General features: G+C 43.8%; 16 protein-coding genes and 2 pseudogenes. 11 read left to right on the forward strand and 7 right to left on the reverse strand.

The window, feature by feature from the left end; translation table 11 throughout:
• The first annotated feature begins 106 nt into the window (after positions 1-106).
• On the forward strand, positions 107-1,069 hold the full coding sequence (locus FOR85_RS00585; protein WP_144296255.1) for a sulfite exporter TauE/SafE family protein: 963 nt from the start codon (positions 107-109) through the stop codon (positions 1,067-1,069).
• A 108-nt stretch (positions 1,070-1,177) separates the two neighbouring features.
• Here the strand turns inward: FOR85_RS00585 and FOR85_RS00590 are convergent, their stop codons facing one another.
• Both FOR85_RS00590 and FOR85_RS00595 read right to left on the reverse strand, forming a co-directional pair.
• Positions 1,178-2,332 (reverse strand): DEAD/DEAH box helicase, encoded by a 1,155-nt coding sequence (locus FOR85_RS00590; protein ID WP_144296256.1) that lies wholly within the window; start codon positions 2,330-2,332, stop codon positions 1,178-1,180.
• A gap of 221 nt (positions 2,333-2,553) precedes the next feature.
• Positions 2,554-2,769, reverse strand: coding sequence for a cold-shock protein (locus FOR85_RS00595; protein WP_068405185.1), 216 nt, complete (start codon positions 2,767-2,769; stop codon positions 2,554-2,556).
• Positions 2,770-3,279: 510 nt separating this feature from the next.
• Between FOR85_RS00595 and aroQ the strand changes: the two genes are divergently transcribed.
• Complete coding sequence (gene aroQ / locus FOR85_RS00600) at positions 3,280-3,813, forward strand: type II 3-dehydroquinate dehydratase (RefSeq protein ID WP_068405182.1); 534 nt, start codon at positions 3,280-3,282, stop codon at positions 3,811-3,813.
• 167 nt (positions 3,814-3,980) lie between these two features.
• Positions 3,981-5,282, forward strand: coding sequence for an AarF/ABC1/UbiB kinase family protein (locus tag FOR85_RS00605; protein ID WP_144296257.1), 1,302 nt, complete (start codon positions 3,981-3,983; stop codon positions 5,280-5,282).
• Here the strand turns inward: FOR85_RS00605 and FOR85_RS00610 are convergent.
• Entirely contained in the window at positions 5,279-6,109 is an 831-nt protein-coding gene (locus FOR85_RS00610; RefSeq protein ID WP_144296258.1) for an ion transporter, read from the reverse strand. The genes FOR85_RS00605 and FOR85_RS00610 overlap by 4 nt on opposite strands.
• 362 nt (positions 6,110-6,471) lie before the next feature.
• Between FOR85_RS00610 and FOR85_RS00615 the strand changes: the two genes are divergently transcribed.
• The 3 genes and pseudogenes from FOR85_RS00615 to FOR85_RS00625 all read left to right on the forward strand — a co-directional run.
• Positions 6,472-7,221 (forward strand): YebC/PmpR family DNA-binding transcriptional regulator, encoded by a 750-nt coding sequence (locus FOR85_RS00615; RefSeq protein ID WP_144296259.1) that lies wholly within the window; start codon positions 6,472-6,474, stop codon positions 7,219-7,221.
• Between the two features lie 397 nt (positions 7,222-7,618).
• On the forward strand, positions 7,619-7,795 hold the full coding sequence (locus tag FOR85_RS00620) for a FeoB small GTPase domain-containing protein (RefSeq protein ID WP_144296260.1): 177 nt from the start codon (positions 7,619-7,621) through the stop codon (positions 7,793-7,795).
• Positions 7,767-8,184 (forward strand): annotated as a pseudogene (locus FOR85_RS00625) (nucleoside recognition domain-containing protein); the annotation flags it as partial. The gene FOR85_RS00620 and the pseudogene FOR85_RS00625, both read left to right, overlap by 29 nt.
• A 180-nt stretch (positions 8,185-8,364) precedes the next feature.
• On the opposite strand, the gene FOR85_RS00630 reads toward FOR85_RS00625, so the two are convergent.
• On the reverse strand, positions 8,365-8,937 hold the full coding sequence (locus tag FOR85_RS00630) for a methylated-DNA--[protein]-cysteine S-methyltransferase (protein WP_068405174.1): 573 nt from the start codon (positions 8,935-8,937) through the stop codon (positions 8,365-8,367).
• Between the two features lie 62 nt (positions 8,938-8,999).
• Positions 9,000-9,911 carry a signal recognition particle-docking protein FtsY gene (gene ftsY, locus FOR85_RS00635; protein ID WP_223808455.1) on the reverse strand — a complete coding sequence of 304 codons (912 nt, stop codon included), beginning with the start codon at positions 9,909-9,911 and terminating at the stop codon, positions 9,000-9,002.
• A gap of 829 nt (positions 9,912-10,740) precedes the next feature.
• Here ftsY and FOR85_RS12585 point away from each other — a divergent pair.
• The 3 genes from FOR85_RS12585 (at position 10,741) to FOR85_RS00645 (ending at position 14,181) form a co-directional block, all read left to right on the forward strand.
• Positions 10,741-10,893, forward strand: a complete 153-nt coding sequence (locus FOR85_RS12585) for a hypothetical protein (RefSeq protein WP_190295458.1) — start codon at positions 10,741-10,743, stop codon at positions 10,891-10,893.
• Positions 10,894-11,004: 111 nt separating this feature from the next.
• Positions 11,005-12,576 (forward strand): pitrilysin family protein, encoded by a 1,572-nt coding sequence (locus FOR85_RS00640; RefSeq protein WP_144296261.1) that lies wholly within the window; start codon positions 11,005-11,007, stop codon positions 12,574-12,576.
• A 51-nt stretch (positions 12,577-12,627) separates the two neighbouring features.
• On the forward strand, positions 12,628-14,181 hold the full coding sequence (locus tag FOR85_RS00645) for a pitrilysin family protein (protein ID WP_144296262.1): 1,554 nt from the start codon (positions 12,628-12,630) through the stop codon (positions 14,179-14,181).
• 98 nt (positions 14,182-14,279) lie between these two features.
• Here FOR85_RS00645 and FOR85_RS00650 read toward each other — a convergent pair whose 3' ends face one another.
• Positions 14,280-15,257 carry a D-Ala-D-Ala carboxypeptidase family metallohydrolase gene (locus FOR85_RS00650; RefSeq protein ID WP_144296263.1) on the reverse strand — a complete coding sequence of 326 codons (978 nt, stop codon included), beginning with the start codon at positions 15,255-15,257 and terminating at the stop codon, positions 14,280-14,282.
• 275 nt (positions 15,258-15,532) lie between these two features.
• On the opposite strand from FOR85_RS00650, the gene rodA reads away from it, so the two are divergent.
• Complete coding sequence (gene rodA / locus FOR85_RS00655; protein ID WP_144296264.1) at positions 15,533-16,675, forward strand: rod shape-determining protein RodA; 1,143 nt, start codon at positions 15,533-15,535, stop codon at positions 16,673-16,675.
• A gap of 1,219 nt (positions 16,676-17,894) precedes the next feature.
• Positions 17,895-18,242 (forward strand): annotated as a pseudogene (locus tag FOR85_RS12940) (septal ring lytic transglycosylase RlpA family protein); the annotation flags it as partial.
• Between the two features lie 165 nt (positions 18,243-18,407).
• On the opposite strand, the gene radA reads toward FOR85_RS12940, so the two are convergent.
• Complete coding sequence (radA, locus tag FOR85_RS00665) at positions 18,408-19,844, reverse strand: DNA repair protein RadA (RefSeq protein WP_144296266.1); 1,437 nt, start codon at positions 19,842-19,844, stop codon at positions 18,408-18,410.
• Positions 19,845-19,849: the final 5 nt, after the last annotated feature.

The raw sequence follows: 19,849 nt of genomic DNA on the forward strand, positions 1-19,849 counted from the left end.
AATCCTTTAGCCTTTTATATCTCATTTATACCTGACTGTTTCTATCATTTTTTTAGGGCAAGGATAAAAGCAGGCTCACCCTTTACCATTTTTAGGAGAAACCCCCATGACCACAGCTTTACTCGTTGCGGCATTACTAATGGGATTTTTAGGTTCACCGCATTGCTTAGGCATGTGTGGCGGTTTGGTCGCGGCATTTAGTTTATCGATGAAAGATGTCAGCCCTGCTAAGCGCCGTGCTTTGATAGCGACCTATCATTTCGGGCGCTTAAGCAGTTACGCATTTTTGGGCTTGGTTGCTGGACTTGTTGGCACCACTGTTTTAGAGCCGTTGATGACGGGCAACAGTATGCCTCGTATCTTATTAGGTTTGGTCTTGGTCTTTGTGGGCGTCACCATGCTTGGCGCGCCATTTTTAGCCAAACTTGAGCGCGTCGGCATGCGTTTTTGGCAATTCCTTAGTCCGCTTCGCCAAAAAGTATTTCCACTTAATACCTTCCCGCGTGCTTTAGCGGCAGGGTTATTATGGGGATTTTTACCTTGCGGCTTGGTTTATGGTGCGCTACTTATCGCTGTCGTTGCTCATAACCCACTGGGTGGTGCGGCATTGATGTTTGTCTTTGGTTTGGGAACTGTACCGATGTTAGTGGCTACCCACGAGACAGTTGGTTGGCTACGTGAAAAAATTGGCCGTATGCGTTTAAGACAAATTAACGGCGCTATCATGGTGTTATCTGGTTTAGCGGTTGCTTTTGTTCCTATGATAATGGCTAGCATGCATGGTGGCCACGGCGGCGGTAATGGACATGGTGAGCATGCTCAAATGAATCATGGCAGCCACGCCGCTATGATGGCCGATAGCAATACTTCCTCTGAAGCGACAACAGCAACCACCGCCCATCATAATATGAACAATATGCAGCACGAGATGACGCCCGCTATGAATGGCTCAATGCATGATATGCCACATGATGCAGATAACGCTATGAATCAAAATATGCATAATATGACAGATGAGCAGCAAATGAATAGCCATCCTCATGAAGCTATGCCAGAAACTGCTCAATAGCAGCATAAAAAATATCATGACCCTATAAAAAAGCCCTTAACATCATGATGACGTTAAGGGCTTTTTTATGCAGCAATATTTATCAAAATAAAAGTTGTTTTAATAAGATCATTCCTGCCACTGCTCAAGACGAAAGTTGGTATCCAAATGCTTCTCTAGCGCTGGGATATTAAAAGCATCGTCTTCGCTGACAAAACTGATACTGATACCGGTTTGTCCGGCGCGTCCCGTACGACCAATACGGTGTACGTAATCATCTGGCTGATCTGGCAAAGTATAATTAATCACATGGCTGACATCATCCACATGGATGCCGCGTCCTGCCACATCAGTTGCGACCAGCACAGAAGCATGACCATCTTTAAAGCGTTGCAGATATTTTTCACGCTTTTGCTGAATCACATCGCCTGATAACATGACGATTTTATGCGCCTGACGCAGCTTATGATACAAACGCTTCACTTGGTCTTTACGGTTGGCAAAAATTATCACCTTCTCTACTGTCTCATCAGTGATGAAACGCTCGACCGCGGCGAGCTTTTGGTCTTCGGTTAATAAGTAAAAATGCTGATCGACCAATTCACTGGTCTTATGCTCAGGCTCAATCTCTACAAACTCTGGCTCATGCAACCAGCGATAAGCGAGATTCATCACATCTTGGTTAAAGGTGGCAGAAAACAACAAGCTTTGACGATCAGTATTTGGCGGCATACGACCAACCAAACGCTTGATATCCGGGATAAAACCCATATCGAGCATACGATCGGCTTCATCTAACACCAACACTTCGACGCGATCTAGATAGACCATGCCTTTGTGCATTAGGTCAATCAAACGACCTGGAGTGGCAATTAAGATATCCACATATTGGCGCTCAAGCTCATGCTGCTGAGTTTCATAATTGGTGCCACCCATGATACACACGCTGTGAAGCGAAGTATATTTGGTCAGAGCAATACAGTCATCAAATATCTGCTGGGCAAGCTCACGCGTTGGCGCCATAACAACGGCTCTTGGCTCGCCCAAATAGCGTTTTTCATCGGCAGCAAAGGGGCGCTTAAGCAGTGCTTCCATAATAGTCAATAAAAACGTTGCCGTCTTGCCAGTACCGGTTTGCGCCTGTCCGATAGCGTCTTGATTTGCCAATGTATGCGGTAATATCTGTGCTTGAATGGGTGTCAATTCAGTAAAGCCTAAATCATTTACAGCTCGCAAAGTGGCACTTGATAACGGCAAATCGGTAAACGTCTTAAAAGTACTCAAAAAAAATATCCTTTTGTATAATTTGCCTGCCATTAATAGCATATCTGCGCTAAGCAGACAAACAATAAAACAAGCATGCATAAAAAAGCCAAGCCTAACATCTAAACTTACCAAATATGCTGCGTTTTATTCAACATAGGCAAGACAGACGGGCTTGACTTAGTAGTATATCAGTAGTTTGTAACGACATTATAGCCAAACGGCATTAATGTCAGTAGCAATTACTCTTCTACTTTTCTGACTTCTTCAGCTTGCAGGCCTTTTTCGCCTTCAACCACACTGAACTCGACTTTTTCGCCATCTTTTAAAGAGCGATAACCATCACCTTGGATCGCGCGGAAATGGACAAAAATATCTTCGCCGCTATCACGTTGAATGAAACCAAAGCCTTTTGAGTCATTAAACCACTTAACGATACCTTGCTCACGAGCTGACATAATATTACTTCCTAAAAAGTCACTTAACCCCAAATTCCTTTGCGACATTGCATATAAACGGGGTTGAAGATTATGAAATCAAAATGTAAGAGTACTACTTTACATACCATCATCGCCTCATAAAGCCTGTTATTACTCTCTTTATGAATCAGCGTATAGTAAATTCATCCTCACCAACATAAGCAACTATCAAAATACTCTAAGCATTATATTATTTGCTTATATCAGCGCTAGCAACAAACAAGTAATATTTGTTGCGTAAAAAATATCATAGCATGGGTTTTTGGCAACATAAAGACTTTTCATATGATTTTTAGCCCTTATGGCAGTTTTTGCGGTTATTTTTATAACCATGCTGACAAACTGTTATGATAAAGGTCTAAAACATCGTATATTTGATGTATTTTCTTTCTTAAAATTTCAAAAAAGCACCGTCATAAAAGTACGGCGCCGCTTATTTTTAATAATAGCAACCCACTTACCTTAATAATTGTAGAGCCAACTATAACTATGACAACCACTTCTCAGCCAATAAAAGCAAATAGCAATCTACAACAAAATGATAAGACGTTGACGCACAAATTATTGCTGATCAATGGCGTTAATCTTAACCTACTTGGTAAACGTGAGCCAGAAATCTATGGCCATACGACCCTTGCTGATATTGAGAAAAACTTGATCGAGCGTGCCGCCAAATACGGTATCGAGCTGATTTGTATCCAATCAAACCATGAGGGCAAACTGGTCGATGAGATTCAATATTATGGTCTTTTAGCAGAAACCGCTGTACAAGTAGATGCAATTATTATCAATCCTGCTGCTTTTACCCATACCTCAGTGGCGATACGCGACGCGCTATTGGCAACACAAAAACCCTTTATAGAGGTGCATTTATCCAATGTTCATGCTCGTGAGCCGTTTCGGCAGCATTCGTATTTAAGCGATATAGCCGTCGGCGTGATTTGCGGTCTCGGGCATTTGGGTTATCAGATGGCATTGGATTATTGGCTAACCCATACTTATGCTTTAAAATTAGACGGTTAACGTAGAGATTATGACTTTATCTATATGAAGAAAACGTCAAATAAGCACAAGACTACTAGCATTGAAGTTGCGATCAAGTTGCTTTTGGCACATTAGTCAAACAGCAATGATATGATGAAAGTAATAATATGAGCGCATGAAAAACAACCCACGATATGGTGATATGAATGGCAAAATCGTCCGGAAAACGCTTTATGAAACTCGCTGGCATGACCGCAAGTATTGCCGGTAAAGCTGCTAAAAACTCATTAAAGCACCTCTCAAGTGACGAAGAAAAACGTCTAGAAGCGCGCTCAGCGCTGATGCAAGACGTCGGTGTGCAAATCGCTGAAACGCTTGGTGAAATGAAAGGCGCGGTGATGAAAGTGGGACAAATCGCCTCCCAATATAAAGACGTGTTTCCGCCTGAAGTCGCGACCGCTTTAGAGAAACTCCAAAAAGACGCGCCGCCGATGCCTTATGGACAAATACGCGCGCAAGTTGAGCGTGAATTAAAAGCGCCTATCGCTGAGTTATTTACCCAATTTGAAGAAGCGCCATTTGCCGCGGCGTCAATCGGCCAAGTGCACAGAGCGGTTTTGCCGTCTGGACAAAGGGTGGTGGTAAAGGTGCAGTATCCTGATGTTGATGAAAACTGCGATAGCGATCTAAAACAAGTACGCATGGCGCTAAAAATAGCTGGCGTCCTCAATATGAGTAAGCAGTTACAAGAGCAGCTGTTTAATGAGATTCGCCAAAGTTTGCATGACGAGCTCGACTACGTTAAAGAGGCGCACAATCTACAGGTATTTGGCGCCTTTCATGCCGATGATGAAGGGCTAGTTATCCCTAAAGTGATCAGTAGCCATTCATCCAAGCGCATTTTGACCTTGACCGAAGAGATGGGTGAGCCGCTTGCTGTTGCTGCAACTTGGGATAACGACATTAAGCAAAAAATCGCTAAGCGCCTGTTTCATTTTAGCGCTGGACAGCTATTTGGTTTATACCGTATGCACTGCGACCCCCACCCTGGCAACTTTGCTTTTCGCACCGATGGTAGCGTTGTGGCTTATGATTTTGGTGGTATCCGCAGTTATAGTGACAGCGAAGTACAATTATTTCGCCGCTTTGCTAAGCATGCCTTAAAAGGCGATGTGACCGCGCTTGAGCAAGACTTGATTGCCCTTGATATCCGCCGCGATGATGATAAAGTTGTGCCGGGTGAATTTTATAAAGAGTGGTTAGAGATTGGACTTAAACCCTTATCCATAGAACCTTATCAGCAAGGTCCTTTTGATTTTGGCAGCAGCCAAACCCATCATGAAGCCATTGCCCAAATGCGCACGTCGTTAAAGTATTTTGGTCAGTTTCAGCCATCAGCAACGACGATGATGCTTGACCGTACCATTTCAGGTCAATATTGGAATTTGGTTAATCTAGGCGTGGTTATCGACTTATCGCCACTGGTGGCAGAATATATAGACTACTAAACATGGAGCGCATGACCGCAGCGATCGCAGAAATTCGCTCCTACGGCGTGACCGAATTTACCACAGTTTGGGCAAGTGACAGGATTGAGCTGTGGCCGCATATTACGAGCCAGCTCAGAGGTAAAAATACCTGTTGGTACAGCGATGACTGCATAACCGGTAATCATGACCAGCGTTGCAATCGCTTGGCCTAACGGCGTCTTGGGCGACATATCGCCATAACCCACTGTCGTTAAAGTCACTACTGCCCAATAGATAGACAATGGAATACTGGTAAACCCGTTCTCAGGCCCTTCTACCACATAGACGATTGAGCCATAAATAGTAACTAGAAGGACTAGTGATAAGAAAAAAACCGTGATTTTCTGCTGACTGGTTTTAAGTGCTGAGGCAAGAAAGCCCGCTTGCTGCATGTAGGTATTGAGCTTGAGTACCCGAAATACCCGTAAGATACGCAGGATGCGAATGACGAGCAGATACTGGACGCCGCCAAATACAAGGCTTAAATAGCTGGGTAATACCGACAATAAATCTACGATGCCAAAGAAACTAAACGCATAACGAAAGCGATTGGGTGCCGAAAACCACCTTAAAATATACTCAATGGTAAATAAAATGGTAAAAAACCATTCTGCATAACGAAATAGCGTACCATATTGCAAACGCATATATAGCACACTGTCGAGCATTACCACGGCCACACTGGCCAAAATCGTAATCAACAATACAATATCAAACAGCTTACCCAAACGGGTATCCGTGCCTTCGATAATGATATGAATGCGGTTACGCAAATGGGTAATGGCTTCGGCGGTTGGTTGTTTCATAAAGTCGGTATAGTCACAAAATCAATGGTTATAAAAAACCGAACGCTTTAAGCTGATATGGGCAAGCTAAGGTTGGTCAAAATGCGCTAAAGTGGTTTATAATACTGCCAATATTTTTATTTTACTAGCGGTTTCCATCGCCTTAGGCAATAGTCACTCAAGACAAAGAAGATAGCAGTGTAGCAAAAAAGCGCGCCAAACGACATACATATCGTTAACTTGCCGATAGGTCTATTACACTCTATTAACCGCACAATCATATAATAACAATACCTTATCAAGTATAAAAAGTTGTTAACAAGGCATAGCCTACTAACTTTTTATACGCACTATAAACAACCCGTAAAACGTAAGGACGTCATATGGCAGGCCATTCAAAATGGGCAAATATCAAACACCGTAAAGCCCGTCAGGATGCGGTAAAAGGTAAAATATTTACCAAGATTATTCGTGAAATTGTTTCTGCTGCCAAGCAAGGTGACCCCGACCCTGATAAAAACCCACGCTTGCGTGCGGTAATCGAAAAAGCCTTATCAGTTAATATGACACGAGATACCATTAACCGTGCGGTTGCTCGTGGTACAGGCGGCGATGATAATGACAATATGGATGAAGTCAGCTACGAAGGCTATGGCGTCGGCGGCGTTGCGGTCCTGGTAGAAACCATGACTGACAATCTGAACCGTACGGTCAGTGAAGTGCGCCATGCCTTTACCAAAAATGAAGGCAATCTTGGTACCTCAGGCTCGGTCGCTTATCTGTTTACCAAACGCGGTGAAATCGTTTTTAACGATGTCAGCTTAGAAGAAGAAGTCATGCTCGCGGCTTTGGACGCTGGCGCGCTGGATATCGAAAACGATGGTGAAAGCTTGCTGGTTATTACTGAATGGGAAAATTTAGGTCGAGTAAAAGATGCGCTCAATGCAGCAGGGCTTGTCTCTGATAATGCCGAAGTCACTATGGCACCTGCCACCAGCGCTGAGATTGATAATATCGACGACGCGCTAAAAGTGATGAAAATGATCGATATGCTAGAAGATATTGACGATGTGCAAGAAGTCTATAGTAATGTGAGCTTTACCGATGCAGTCATGGCGCAGCTTGAACAGTAGCCTAATGTGTCTGAGCTTAGTCTAAGATTTACCAGCAAAAAACCTTGGCAAATTTAATTAGCTTACGTCAAAAACCATATTATCCTTAGCAAAAAATAAAAACCAGACAGTGTCATACTCTCTGGTTTTTTTTGTTATTTGCATCATCCTTCATGGGTATTGTATCGTCAATAAGCGAGGCATATAATTCGATTTTAACAGTAACAATTATCATTAACATATAAGAATAGATAAGGGTTCTTTATGCGTACGTCCCTTCTGCCCTCTTATCCAACCGCCACTGCCGTCAGTGTTCAGTCTAATTTACTGACTTGCTCCTGACTTACTGTATTAAGGCTGCTGTAGGTTGTAGCACCTTAATGACTGATAACTTGATAAATAAGCGATGTCTGACTAAATGTCAAGTACGCAAACACAAGCCGAAACCCGCCCTATTAATCTTGCCTTAGTTGGCGCCCCTAATTGTGGTAAAACAGCCACCTTTAATGTGCTGACAGGCTCTAAAGCGAAAGTGGCCAATTATTCTGGCGTCACTGTCGATAAACGCAGTGCCATACTGCTTGGGCATGCTTGAGCATATGATTGAGCCAATTTTTGCGCCCATTGGTTTTACTTGGCAGATGTGCATTGCTTTAATCCCAGGGCTTGCCGCTCGCGAGGTCGTCATTGCGGCGCTTGGCACGGTATATGCGGTCGGTAACGTCGGCGATGAGGCCGTCAATCAGACGCTTATTCCTATTATTCATACGCAGTGGGGATTGGCTACTGCGTTTTCATTTTTGGCATTTTATGTTTACGCGCCGATATGTTTACGCGCCGATGTGTTTGGCCACGCTAGCCGTTATTCGCCGCGAAACCAATTCTTTGAAACAAACCATCGCCATAGCCAGCTATTTATTCGTATTGGCTTATTTAATGGCGTGGCTAACCTATCGGGTGACAGGACAAATTTTCGGATTTTAGAGAGGTAATGATGAGTACATGGGTCGAGTATTTATTGGTGTTTATGATGGTGGTTTTATCCATTTATTATGTATGGACCAAGGTGATATTTAAAAAGTCGAAGGATTGCAATGGCTGCGGCAAATGTTCTAAATAGCCAAAAAACTTATAGTCAGAATTTTTGGCGTAGTAAAAAAAATCTTAGCGTTTAACCTCAGCCCCTTCGAGCGTCAGCAAGTATGTTTTTTTATCTAAGCCGCCGGTATAACCGCCCAATTTACCATCGCTCGCAATAACGCGGTGACAAGGAATGATGATGCTAAAGGGGTTTTTGCCATTGGCATTGGCGACGGCGCGAAAGCCTTTAGGATTACCGACTCGCTGCGCCAGTGTGGCATAACTAATCGTTTCACCATGCGGTATCTGTTGCAGCTGTTGCCAGACGCATTGCTGAAAATCAGTGCCTAAGCTTATGTCTAATGGCAAGTCGAATGCTTGACGCTTACCTTTAAAATACGCTGCTAATTGCTCAAGCGCTTCTAGAAGTAACGCCTCAGCAGGCTCGCTTTTGCTCAGGTTATTTTGAGCGATAAAGGTGAAATCCTCATCGACAAGCCCATAATGCTTTTTAAGCTTGGGAATAGATTTTGAGCTGTGCCAAGAATCACCCACCTGCAGCCAATTGACTTCGACCAGCTTAGGGCTGCTATGCTCATGCGTACTGGCAATCAACGCCAACTGGTGCGACTCAACCGCTGCGATGGTGACTATCATTATTCCTTCCTCTAAACACTCATAATTTTGACACTTACTTATTGTAAAAAACCTATAGAGCGCTACTCTTTATCGTCAGTCTCAAATAAAGCGGCGACAAACTGTTTTGGACTAAAGGCGCGCAAATCATCAATCGACTCACCGACCCCAATATAACGAATCGGCACATCCGTGGTTTCAGCGATATTGAACACCACACCACCTTTCGCCGTACCGTCTAGTTTGGTAATGGTAATACCGGTTAATGGCACGACTTCATTAAATAACTCGACCTGATTGATGGCGTTTTGACCCGTGCCAGCGTCGAGGACAATCATGCCTTCATGCGGCGCGCTTGGATCAGCTTTACGCATCACGCGCACGACTTTTTCAAGCTCGGCCATCAAGTGGGTTTTATTTTGCAAGCGCCCTGCCGTATCAGCGATTAACACGTCGATATTTTTTGCTTTGGCAGATTGCATCGCATCAAAGATAACAGAGGCGCTATCAGAACCATGACCTTGAGCAACGACAGGAATGTGATTGCGCTCACCCCAAATTTGTAGCTGTTCAGTCGCCGCGGCACGGAACGTATCGCCAGCCGCTAACATGACGGATTTTCCTTCACCTTGCAGGCGCTTAGCAAGTTTACCAATAGTCGTCGTTTTACCAACACCATTGACGCCCACTACCAAGATAACAAAGGGCTTTTTACTGGTATCGATGACTAATGGCGCAACTTTTGGCGTTAAGATATCGACCAGCTCAGTTTGCAGTGCTTTATATAATGAATGGGCATAAATCAAATCGCCACGGGCAGTTTGTTCAGTCAGGCTCTTAATAATACGATTGGTTGCATTGACACCGATATCAGCCACTAACAGCTGGTCTTCCACTTCTTCTAAGAGCTCATCGTCAATCTCTTTACCACCGATAAGGATACTAACCATCCCTTCGGCAAGATTTTTACGTGACTTACTCAGCCCCGTCTTCATGCGATTAAACCAGCTGCCTTTTTTCTTATTTTCCTCAGTCTGTTCTGACTGTTGCGACTCTTCTGGCGCTGTTGTCGGCTGCTGTAACTCAGTTTTTGCTTTATCAATAGCGCTGCTATCATTATTTTTAGAAGTGACGCTCGCACTATCGCCCAGATGATCTTGTAGAGGCATCGTAGGAATTGAAGTTATAGACTGCGACGCAACAGTATTTGTAGCACTTTTTGCCGTTGTTTCTACAGTACCCTCTATAGTATTTGCAGCAGGGCTTTGTTTTTCTTTCTCAATAATCGGCGTCGCTAATGGTAGCTCTGCCGCTGTATCGGTAAGTGAAGTATCTTCAGACTCCTCGATGATAGGCACCGATTGCGCTGGCAGACTGGGTAAGGTAATATCATCGTCATCCAAATCATCAAGACCGCCGTCGAGGTTAATGACCACACGATTGCTATTATTGGGATTATTCATAAGCTTGCCCTAAAAGTTATCATTATCAGTAGTTTTTAAAATGATGTGCCGCCCGCCTTTAGTGTTTAACGGACGATTATTTTTAGCCTAGTTTAGCATAATTCAAGCGACGCTTAGCCTTTAGCATCGCAGAGCATGGTTAAATTATAAAAACTCATAAATTCATAGTAAAAACGTTTAGTAATTAAGAATAACCTTCCTAATGAGAGGTTTATAAATCCTATAACTAGCTAAGCAAGTTTCGCTTAAGGTTTGGACACAAAAATCTGACCCTTGATAGGGCAAACTTCGCCTACCCTTAGCATGATTATACCACCCTATTTCATTTGCTTTTTTTGTCCACTTATATTGGAAATGACCTATGTTATCACTATCGAACGATTATAAAAAAATGACCCAAATGGGCGCCGCCTTGCTTGTTGCTACTATCGCGTTGTCTTCAACTGGCTGTAGCACTACACAAGAATTCAAACCGACTGCTACCGTCATGGTGGGAGCACACAAGTCTTTATAATAGCGTTATGTTTGTCATAAATAGGCATATTCATCTAAGCATAAACATGCACCATTCTCATTTTATCACTCAGTCACTTATCAGCTACCTTTTATATAAGTAGAACCTATCATGCCCTCACCTTTACCTACTATCTCTTTACGCTTTGCCTGCGCTTTAGCGATGGCGACCACCCTTGCGGCTTGCCAAACCAGCGCAATTTCTTCGACAAATGAAGTTGCTACGACTAAAAATGCCGCAACAACACAGGTAGTGAATAAAAATCAAACGCTAGAAAATACCGAACAATCTTCAGCATTGACCATGGATATGTCTGGTCGCCATGAATACCAGCTTGAAAATGGCTTAAAGATAGTGGTCAAAGAAGACCACCGCGCGCCTGTGGTCATGACCCAAATTTGGTATCGCGTCGGCTCAGCAGATGAGCCAACCAATAAAGGCGGCATCTCACATGTGCTTGAACATATGATGTTTAAAGGCACCACTGATGTATCAAGCGACGATTATGAGCGTTTGATTGCCAAATTTGGCGGCGTGAATAATGCCTTTACCAGTTACGATTTTACCGGTTATTACGAGCTATTCCCTGCCAATCGCTTACCGTTAGCGTTAGAGCTAGAAGCGGATCGCATGAAAAACTTAATATTTGATGACAAAGCATTTGTCAAAGAGCATCAAGTGGTCATGGAAGAGCGTCGTCAGCGTACGGATGACAATCCGATAGCCAAAGCTTATGAGTCATTTCGCTTGCTGGCAATGCCAAACAGTCCAAAAGGCGAATCGGTCATTGGCCCTATGAATGAGCTTGAATCGATTACCCTTAACGATTTAAAAGACTGGTACAAAACATGGTACGCACCTAATAATGCCACGTTGGTTATTGTCGGCGATGTCGAGCCAACCGACGTATTAGCGCAGGTCAAACGCTATTTTGGTGAGCTAAAACCGACCGCGCTACCTAAGCGTCCTGTGGTCACACAAAAGGGTTTTCGCGGTTATCAGCAGGTAGAGTCTGAGCAAGCGGTACAAGTGCCGGTTTTATTGATGGGTTATAACGTACCCAGTCTGGTAACAGCGGGCGCTAACAATGAGAAGCAAGCGTATGCGCTGTCGCTTGCGCAAGATGTATTAGATGGTGGTTTATCAGCACGCCTTGAGAGCAGGCTGGTACGCGAGCAAGGACTGCTGACCACAGTTGGTACGTCTTACGATTTGCTCGATCGCGGCGATGGGCTGTTTTTGATACAAGCAACCCCGCGCGAAGGCGTCAGTTTAGCGCAGGCACAACAAGCCATTATCAATGAGATTAATAAGCTATCAACCGACCCAATTTCTGCCGATGAAATCGAGCGCGCCAAAACCAATACTGTCACCGGCTTGATATACGCACAGGATAGCATGGAAGGTCAGGCGCGTATGATTGGCTCGCTGCAATCTATCGGTCTTGATGACAGGCTACTGGCTAAATTGCCAACCAAGCTTGATAGCGTAACCATTGCGGATATCCAAGCGGCAAGTAAAAAGTATTTGGTTAAAGATAATTTAACGGTCATGCATATCATCCCGCCTAAAGAGACTGCTGCTAAAAATAACGTTAGCCAAAATAAGATGAGCAAAGATACCGTTAGTAAAAACGATGCTACTAATACCGCTACTAAAGAAACGGCTAGCAAAGCTAAATAACATCAATGTGCTATCCAATTACCTTGGCAAAAACCCAATACTGATGACCTTATGAATAAGAAGAAAGACATGACGCAAACACCTTTTCTCAAAAAAAATAAATTATCATCACATTTTAAGCAGCTGCCTTATGTAAGTGCTTGCGCCTTCTTTGGCATAATGAGCTTGACCACTGTAGCGCAGGCAGATATGGCAGGTGGCGAAGGTGCTCGTACGCCAGCTGCTGCAGTCGATACCAGTGCGCCAATTGCCGCTCTGTCTAAGCTGAGTAGTCTTGAAAATGCCAAACCTTTAGAAGTCACGGTTCCAGACATACAGACCTTCAAGACCAAAGCCGGTATTCCTGTGCTTTTCGTGCCGACCACCACCTTACCCATTGTCGATATTGATTTGCGCTTTAATGCCGGTAGCGCGCGTGATGGTAGTATCAGTGAATCAGGCTTTGGTATCGCCAATATGACCGCGACGATGCTTGAACAAGGTTCCAAACGCTTAGATGAAAACGCGTTCACGCGGGCGGTCGAAACCTTGGGTATCAGCTTAGGTAGTAGCGCCTATAAAGACATGTTTATTGTCTCGTTGCGCAGCTTATCTGATGACAAGCATTTGCTGCCTGCGGTTGATTTAATGACGCAAATGCTTACTGAACCGAGCTTTGATGAGCAAATCTTAGCCCGTAATAAAGCACGCTTATTGGTCGGTTTACAACAGCAAAAACAAGACCCAGGCAGTCTTGCTAGCATTGCCTTTAGCAAGGCACTCTATGGCGACCATCCTTACGCCCATCCATCGGTTGGCACGCTTGAAACGGTTCCTAATATTAAAAGACAACAGTTAATCGACTTTAAAAACCGCTATCTAGTCGCCGCCAATGCGTCGCTTGCCATGACGGGTAATTTGACTTTGGCACAAGCGAAAAATTTGGCGGAAGAAATAACGGCAGACTTGCCAGCGGGTCAAGCGGCGGCGGCCCTGCCCGAACCAAAGCCACTAACCCAGCCTCAACATATTCATATTCCGTTTCCTAGCACCCAAACTACGGTATTGATGGGACAACTGGGCGAAAAGCGTGCCACTGACCCGCAAGCGCAGCAAAAGCAAACCAACTTTGCCGTCGGTAATGAAGTGCTAGCAGGGGGCGATTTTAACGCGCGTCTGATGACCGAAGTCAGGCAAAACCTCGGCTATACTTATGGCATATCAGGTTCTATGAACCCGATGTTGGCGCGCGGTCCTTATCAAATTGGATTTTCAACCCGTAATGACAAAGCACGCGCAGCAATTGATGCTAGCTTAGCCGTGATTAATGAGACATTAGATAAAGGTATTACCAGCGATGAGATGAAATTGACCACGGATAATTTAAAAAACAGCTTTCCGATGGGATTTGCCAGTAATGTTGGAATCAACAGCTTAATTGGTATGATGAATTTTTATCAGCTACCTAACAGCTATCTGACCAATTATGTCAATCGCATCGAACAGGTTAAACTCTCAGAAGTCAACCAAACCCTGCGCGACACTCTAAAGCCTGATAACTTTTTGATTGTGACTGTTGGTGAGGTCAATCCATGGGATAAGAAGAAAGCTAAGAAAAAGTCGTAGAATCCATCGTTTATTTTTACAGACGCTTAAAAAATAGCTCAATAAAAAAGCTCAATCAGTAATCACTGGCTGAGATTTTTAAATTAAAGAGTCTGCTTTTAATAGCGGCAAGCGGAGCTGCTACTGGCATGATTAAAGCCCCATTTGCGATAACCATCGGTATCAAGATGAATAGCACCGGTAGAATACAGTCCTAAACCAAAGTTATGCGACTGCCCTTGATATTGCCAAAACTCGCAGAGACTATCTTGCATGCGACTTAGCTGCCATAAATTACCTTCATATTCAGGCACCCAGATATCCATCGCGCCTGCGGTCATGTGCTTACTCGCACTCGCCCCGCCCGCGCAATTATTTAACCCCGGACTGCGATATACTGAACGTATCTCGGTACTGGCAGGTAAAATACCTTGGCGTTTTAGCTGACTATAAAGCTGCAAGGTCGGTACAATATTTGCCCATAACTCCTGCGGTGGTAGCTGATAAGGCTCATAACCACATTTATCCCAACTACGAGCGGTCGTCAACAGCTGAGATAAGGGCGGTACATTTCTTGCGCCGATGCGTGAGCTTAAATAGCGTTGATAATTGGCCACTTGGCTTGCGCGGTAACTATTACTATTTAACCATACATTAAAATCCATACTGGTAAAATCGTTATAATTACTATTTCCAAAGTTATTATTACCGCTGCTATAACGTGGCGTCCCTCTATTGGTAATGACGCGTTTGTTTTCTTCTATCGATACTGCGCTATCGAAGTTAAACTCGCGCTGTTTTTGTTGAATCAGCCCTTGCATACTGTCGCCGCTAATACCATTTGACCGACGAGCGCCTTCACTCAAGATGGTTGCGCCGCCGCTATAGCTATTGCTTTGACTGCCATAACTGCTAGCGGGTGTGATATAAGCATTGCCACTATTATTGGTCGTACCACTGCCATGACGGATTTGGATGCGGCGCTCACTATTATCACTTATAATAGCGGCGTGCACAGAAATACTGCTGGCACAAATACCTAGGACGATAATAGGCTTATAAATGTGCCCATAAATAATTTTTTTTGTCTTTATCATTACCAGAAACTACCGCTAAAAACGTTTTATCGATACTATCAAATTTTAAGCAAGCAAGCTAAACTATCGCAGCGAATTGATGGTCACTGATTCGTTATTAACACTTATCCTTATAATGTTTATATTGTCGTTACTTTATTACGGGTAAATTATGGGTTTTGCTACCAAATTCTTAATTAAGCTGCCCGATAAACATTTTGCCCTCGCTGATTGCTTACTTATCGTTTGTCAAAGCAGACTTTTCTTTCACGCCAATTATCAGTCACATACCACCTATGCCTTCTAACCTCCAGTACCGTTTTTCTCGTCAAAGCCATCACTTTGGTCGAGGTCGTGCGCCGACGCTTTGGCAACGTATCCATATTGATCCGTGGCTGACCTTATTGCTATTCACCGTTTGTTGCATTGGCTTGACGATTTTATATAGCGCAGCAAGCCAAGACACTGATATGGTCATCCGCCAAGTCATCAGTTATGGCGTGGCATTTACGGTGATGTTTATTATGGCGCAGATACCGCCTAGCCTTTATCGTACCTTGACGCCCATATTTTATGTATTGGGGCTGATATTGTTGGTGTTGGTCGATATCATTGGCGAGGTGCGTATGGGTGCGCAGCGCTGGATTAACTTACCTGGTTTTGGTAGCGTTCAACCTTCAGAGTTTATGAAGCTTGGTATGCCAATGATGTGTGCGTGGTTTTTATCCAAACGTGACTTACCGCCTTCATTATCAAGTATTGCCATCACCTTAGCGTTAATTGTCGTGCCGGTATTATTAATCGCCAAAGAGCCTGACCTTGGTACTTCCTTGCTGGTCGCAGCCAGTGGCATTTTTGTATTGTTTTTAGCGGGTCTATCATGGCGCTTGATTGCTAGTGCGGCAGCATTAGCCGTGCCATTGGTGGCATTTGCTTGGAACTTTTTATTACACGACTACCAACGTACGCGCGTTTTAACGCTATTCAATCCTGAAGCTGACGTCCAAGGTGCTGGATGGAATATCATTCAGTCCAAAACCGCCATTGGCGCGGGCGGTTTGACCGGTAAAGGCTATTTAGAAGGCACGCAGTCGCATCTACATTTTTTACCAGAAGGTCATACTGACTTTATTATTGCTGCCTTTTCCGAAGAGTTCGGTCTGCTTGGCGTGATATTGTTGATGTTTATATATGCTTGCCTGCTTATGCGTGCTTTATATATCGCATTTTCGCACCCTGATGTTTATAGTCGATTGCTGGCAGGTGCACTTGCGATGTCTTTTTTCGTATATATTTTTGTCAATGTCGGCATGGTTGGCGGCATCTTACCCGTTGTTGGGGTACCTTTACCTTTTATCAGTTATGGCGGTACTGCTATCGTGACGTTAATGGCAGGTTTTGGCCTACTAATGTCAATTCATACTCACAAATCCAGCTAAGCCATAGCAGGTATTATTTACAATCTATTCACCTGGAAAGTTCATCTTTAATAACCAATATTACATTCGATAATCACGATAAACTTGGGTTTAAATGTCTATATAACTCCCTTATATAGACAGGGTTAAAATGGTACGTTAACAAATTTGCCTAGAAACTGAAGCAAAATGTGCTTGGCTAAGTAATCTAATGTAATAGCGAAATTGCTCAAATTAAATGAATATCTACTTTTTTAAGCCTTTCTTATTTGTCATTAATTCTCCATAAATTACTATTAAAACCTTAACTTTCTTGCTTTAGAAATAACCATAAGTTGTTGTTATTTATAGCTATTATTCTTCTTATGTTTTGGCAAAACCCAGATGAAGCCCTATTAGTGACCGATTAGTACTGTTAGGTTTTATTCCTTGTTTTTTACAAATAATTGCGTTACCCTCCTTTTATTGTAGTTTGATACACAACGCGTACATAGCTACTAAGAAAGATATCATTTAATTATATTGCAGTTGTAGCTCGTCCGTATAGTTAGCAAATTGTAGATTTTGGGCTTGCAAAGTCAGTACTTAATTAACGGTTTAATAACAAAGTAATACGCAACATACTTTAAACCCTTTATTAACTTAGCAATGCAAAAAAGTCCTTTATCGATTGGTGCAACCTTACTTTGGTTGTTTGATTACTATTGTTAACTATCATTTGAGCGTGTCATAAGTGGGTTTTGCGAGTCGTATATAACGATAATTCCCGAGCCACTTATGATGATATAAATGAAAATTACCATATGTTAGAGCTTATAAAAGCCCATATTTACTATCATCGTGATAAAACAGATAGATGATAGAGCGGCTTTCGAGTTTGCGGCACTGTTAGAGTGGTCTAATATTGTCTCGCTCCCTCTAAGAGGTTTTAGAGTTAGGTTCTAATGTATACGCTATAGAGGTATTTATGAATAAGCGTTTATCTGGTTTACTTACAATGTCAGCCGTTTTATTTGCTGGCTCTGCAATCGCTACTAATGCAAATGCTGTAGAATCAAAAACCTCCCTTGCAATGATTTCGCAAGATAACGCCTCCCGTATTGACCGTGTGCTCGGTGAACTTAGTCGTCAACATGACGGCGCATCAAGCTTAGTTAAGTCTGCTCGTCAGCCCACTTCATTAGCGCTTAGCAGCCCATTACTCGCCAGCGACACTGCCCAAGTATCCAATGATGAAGATGTTTTAGAGCGCTTAACGGCAGTCGCTTCTAATTCTGTAAGCAAATTTAAACAAACTGGTTTGGCTTCTTGGTACGGTCGTCAGTTTCATGGCCGCAAAACTGCCAGTGGCGAAACCTTTGACATGAATGGTTTAACCGCTGCTCACCGCTCGTTACCCTTGAACTGCTACGTTAAAGTTACCAATAAAACTAATGGCAAAAGCGTCGTCGTTAAAGTAAACGATCGTGGTCCATTCCATGGTAACCGTGTGTTGGATTTATCTTACGGTGCTGCCAAGCAACTTGGTATTACCAATAAAGGTGTGGGTAACGTCTCTATTGAGCGTGTTTCAGGCCCCTCTTCTTAAACCATTAACTTTTTAGACCATTCGCGGTTTAAACCTTTAACGGTTTTTTATCGAAAAAACTGCTTAACGTTAGTTGTAAAAAAAGCGCCTAACTCATTTAAAGTTAGGCGCTTTTTCGTTTTTAACGTTTGACGCTAAATAGTTAACATGGTATAGCTTTTAAAACTATAACTCAAATGCGCTTTCAATCGCATCATCGAGACGCTCAACCGCGATGACATTGATACCCTTAAACTGCGGCGCATCTTTGGCAGGCGCATTGGCTTTAGGAATAATTGCGTGTTTAAAGCCGTGTTTCATCGCCTCCTTTAGGCGCTCTTGTCCGTTAGGAACCGGTCGAATCTCTCCTGATAAGCCGACTTCACCAAAAACGGCAAGTGATGAGGGTAAAGGCTTTTCTTTGATACTAGAAGCACAAGCCAATAGTACGGCCAAATCAGACCCGGTTTCAATCACCTTAACGCCGCCAACGACGTTTACATACACATCTTGTCCGCTGGTATGGATACCGCCGTGACGATGCATGACCGCAAGCAGCATTGATAGGCGCTGAAAATCGAGCCCTAAAGCCATACGTCTTGGTGAACCTTGTGAGTCATCAACCAAGGCTTGCACTTCAACCAGCAGGGGTCTAGTACCTTCACGGCTTACCATCACCACAGAACCCGCTACGGGCTTATCATAACGGCTTAAGAATATCGCTGAGGGATTGGCGACTTCTTTGAGTCCCATATCGGTCATGCCAAAAATGCCCAGCTCATTAACTGCACCAAAACGGTTTTTTACCGCGCGAATCATACGAAAGCGTGAATCGGACTGACCTTCAAAATATAAAACCGTATCAACCATGTGTTCGAGGACACGTGGTCCTGCCAGCGTCCCTTCTTTGGTCACATGCCCGACTAAAAATAGTGCCGTGCCAGTTTGCTTCGCATAACGGGTCAAAATAGCTGCCGACTCACGAATTTGACTAACGCCGCCTGGGGCAGAATGAATGGCATCGGTATAAATAGTCTGAATCGAGTCAATAATAGCAATCGCCGGCTGCTCTTGGGTTAAAGCCGCACAAATGGTTTCAACATTGGTCTCCGCGAGCACACGTAATCTATCCGCTGGCAAATCTAAACGCTTGGCGCGCATCGCCACTTGGGCGAGCGACTCTTCACCCGTCACATACAGCGCGCTACCTGCCAATGAATCAGCCTTTGCCATATTGGTCGCAGTTTGCAGCAAAATCGTAGATTTACCGATTCCTGGGTCACCGCCGATCAAAACGACCGAACCGGCCACCAGTCCGCCGCCCAACACTCGATCAAACTCACTAATGCCAGTGGGCAGGCGTGTATCTAGTGTCACGCTTACCGCATTGAGTGGCATGACCGCACTGTGCGTACCCGAATAATTGCCAGCAGGTGCACCCGCACTACGAGAAACCGCTCGGCTAGCATTCGCTTTTGCGCTACTCTTATTATGGTGCGGCATACTGACATTTGGTGCTTCTACCAAACTGTTCCATTCACCGCAGTCTGTACACTGCCCCGCCCATTTGCCAAAATGCGCCCCGCACTGTTGACAGACATAACTGCTTTTATTTTTTGCCATAACGT

The organism is Psychrobacter sp. YGAH215 (assembly GCF_007280595.1).
Taxonomy (GTDB): Bacteria; Pseudomonadota; Gammaproteobacteria; order Pseudomonadales; family Moraxellaceae; genus Psychrobacter; species Psychrobacter faecalis.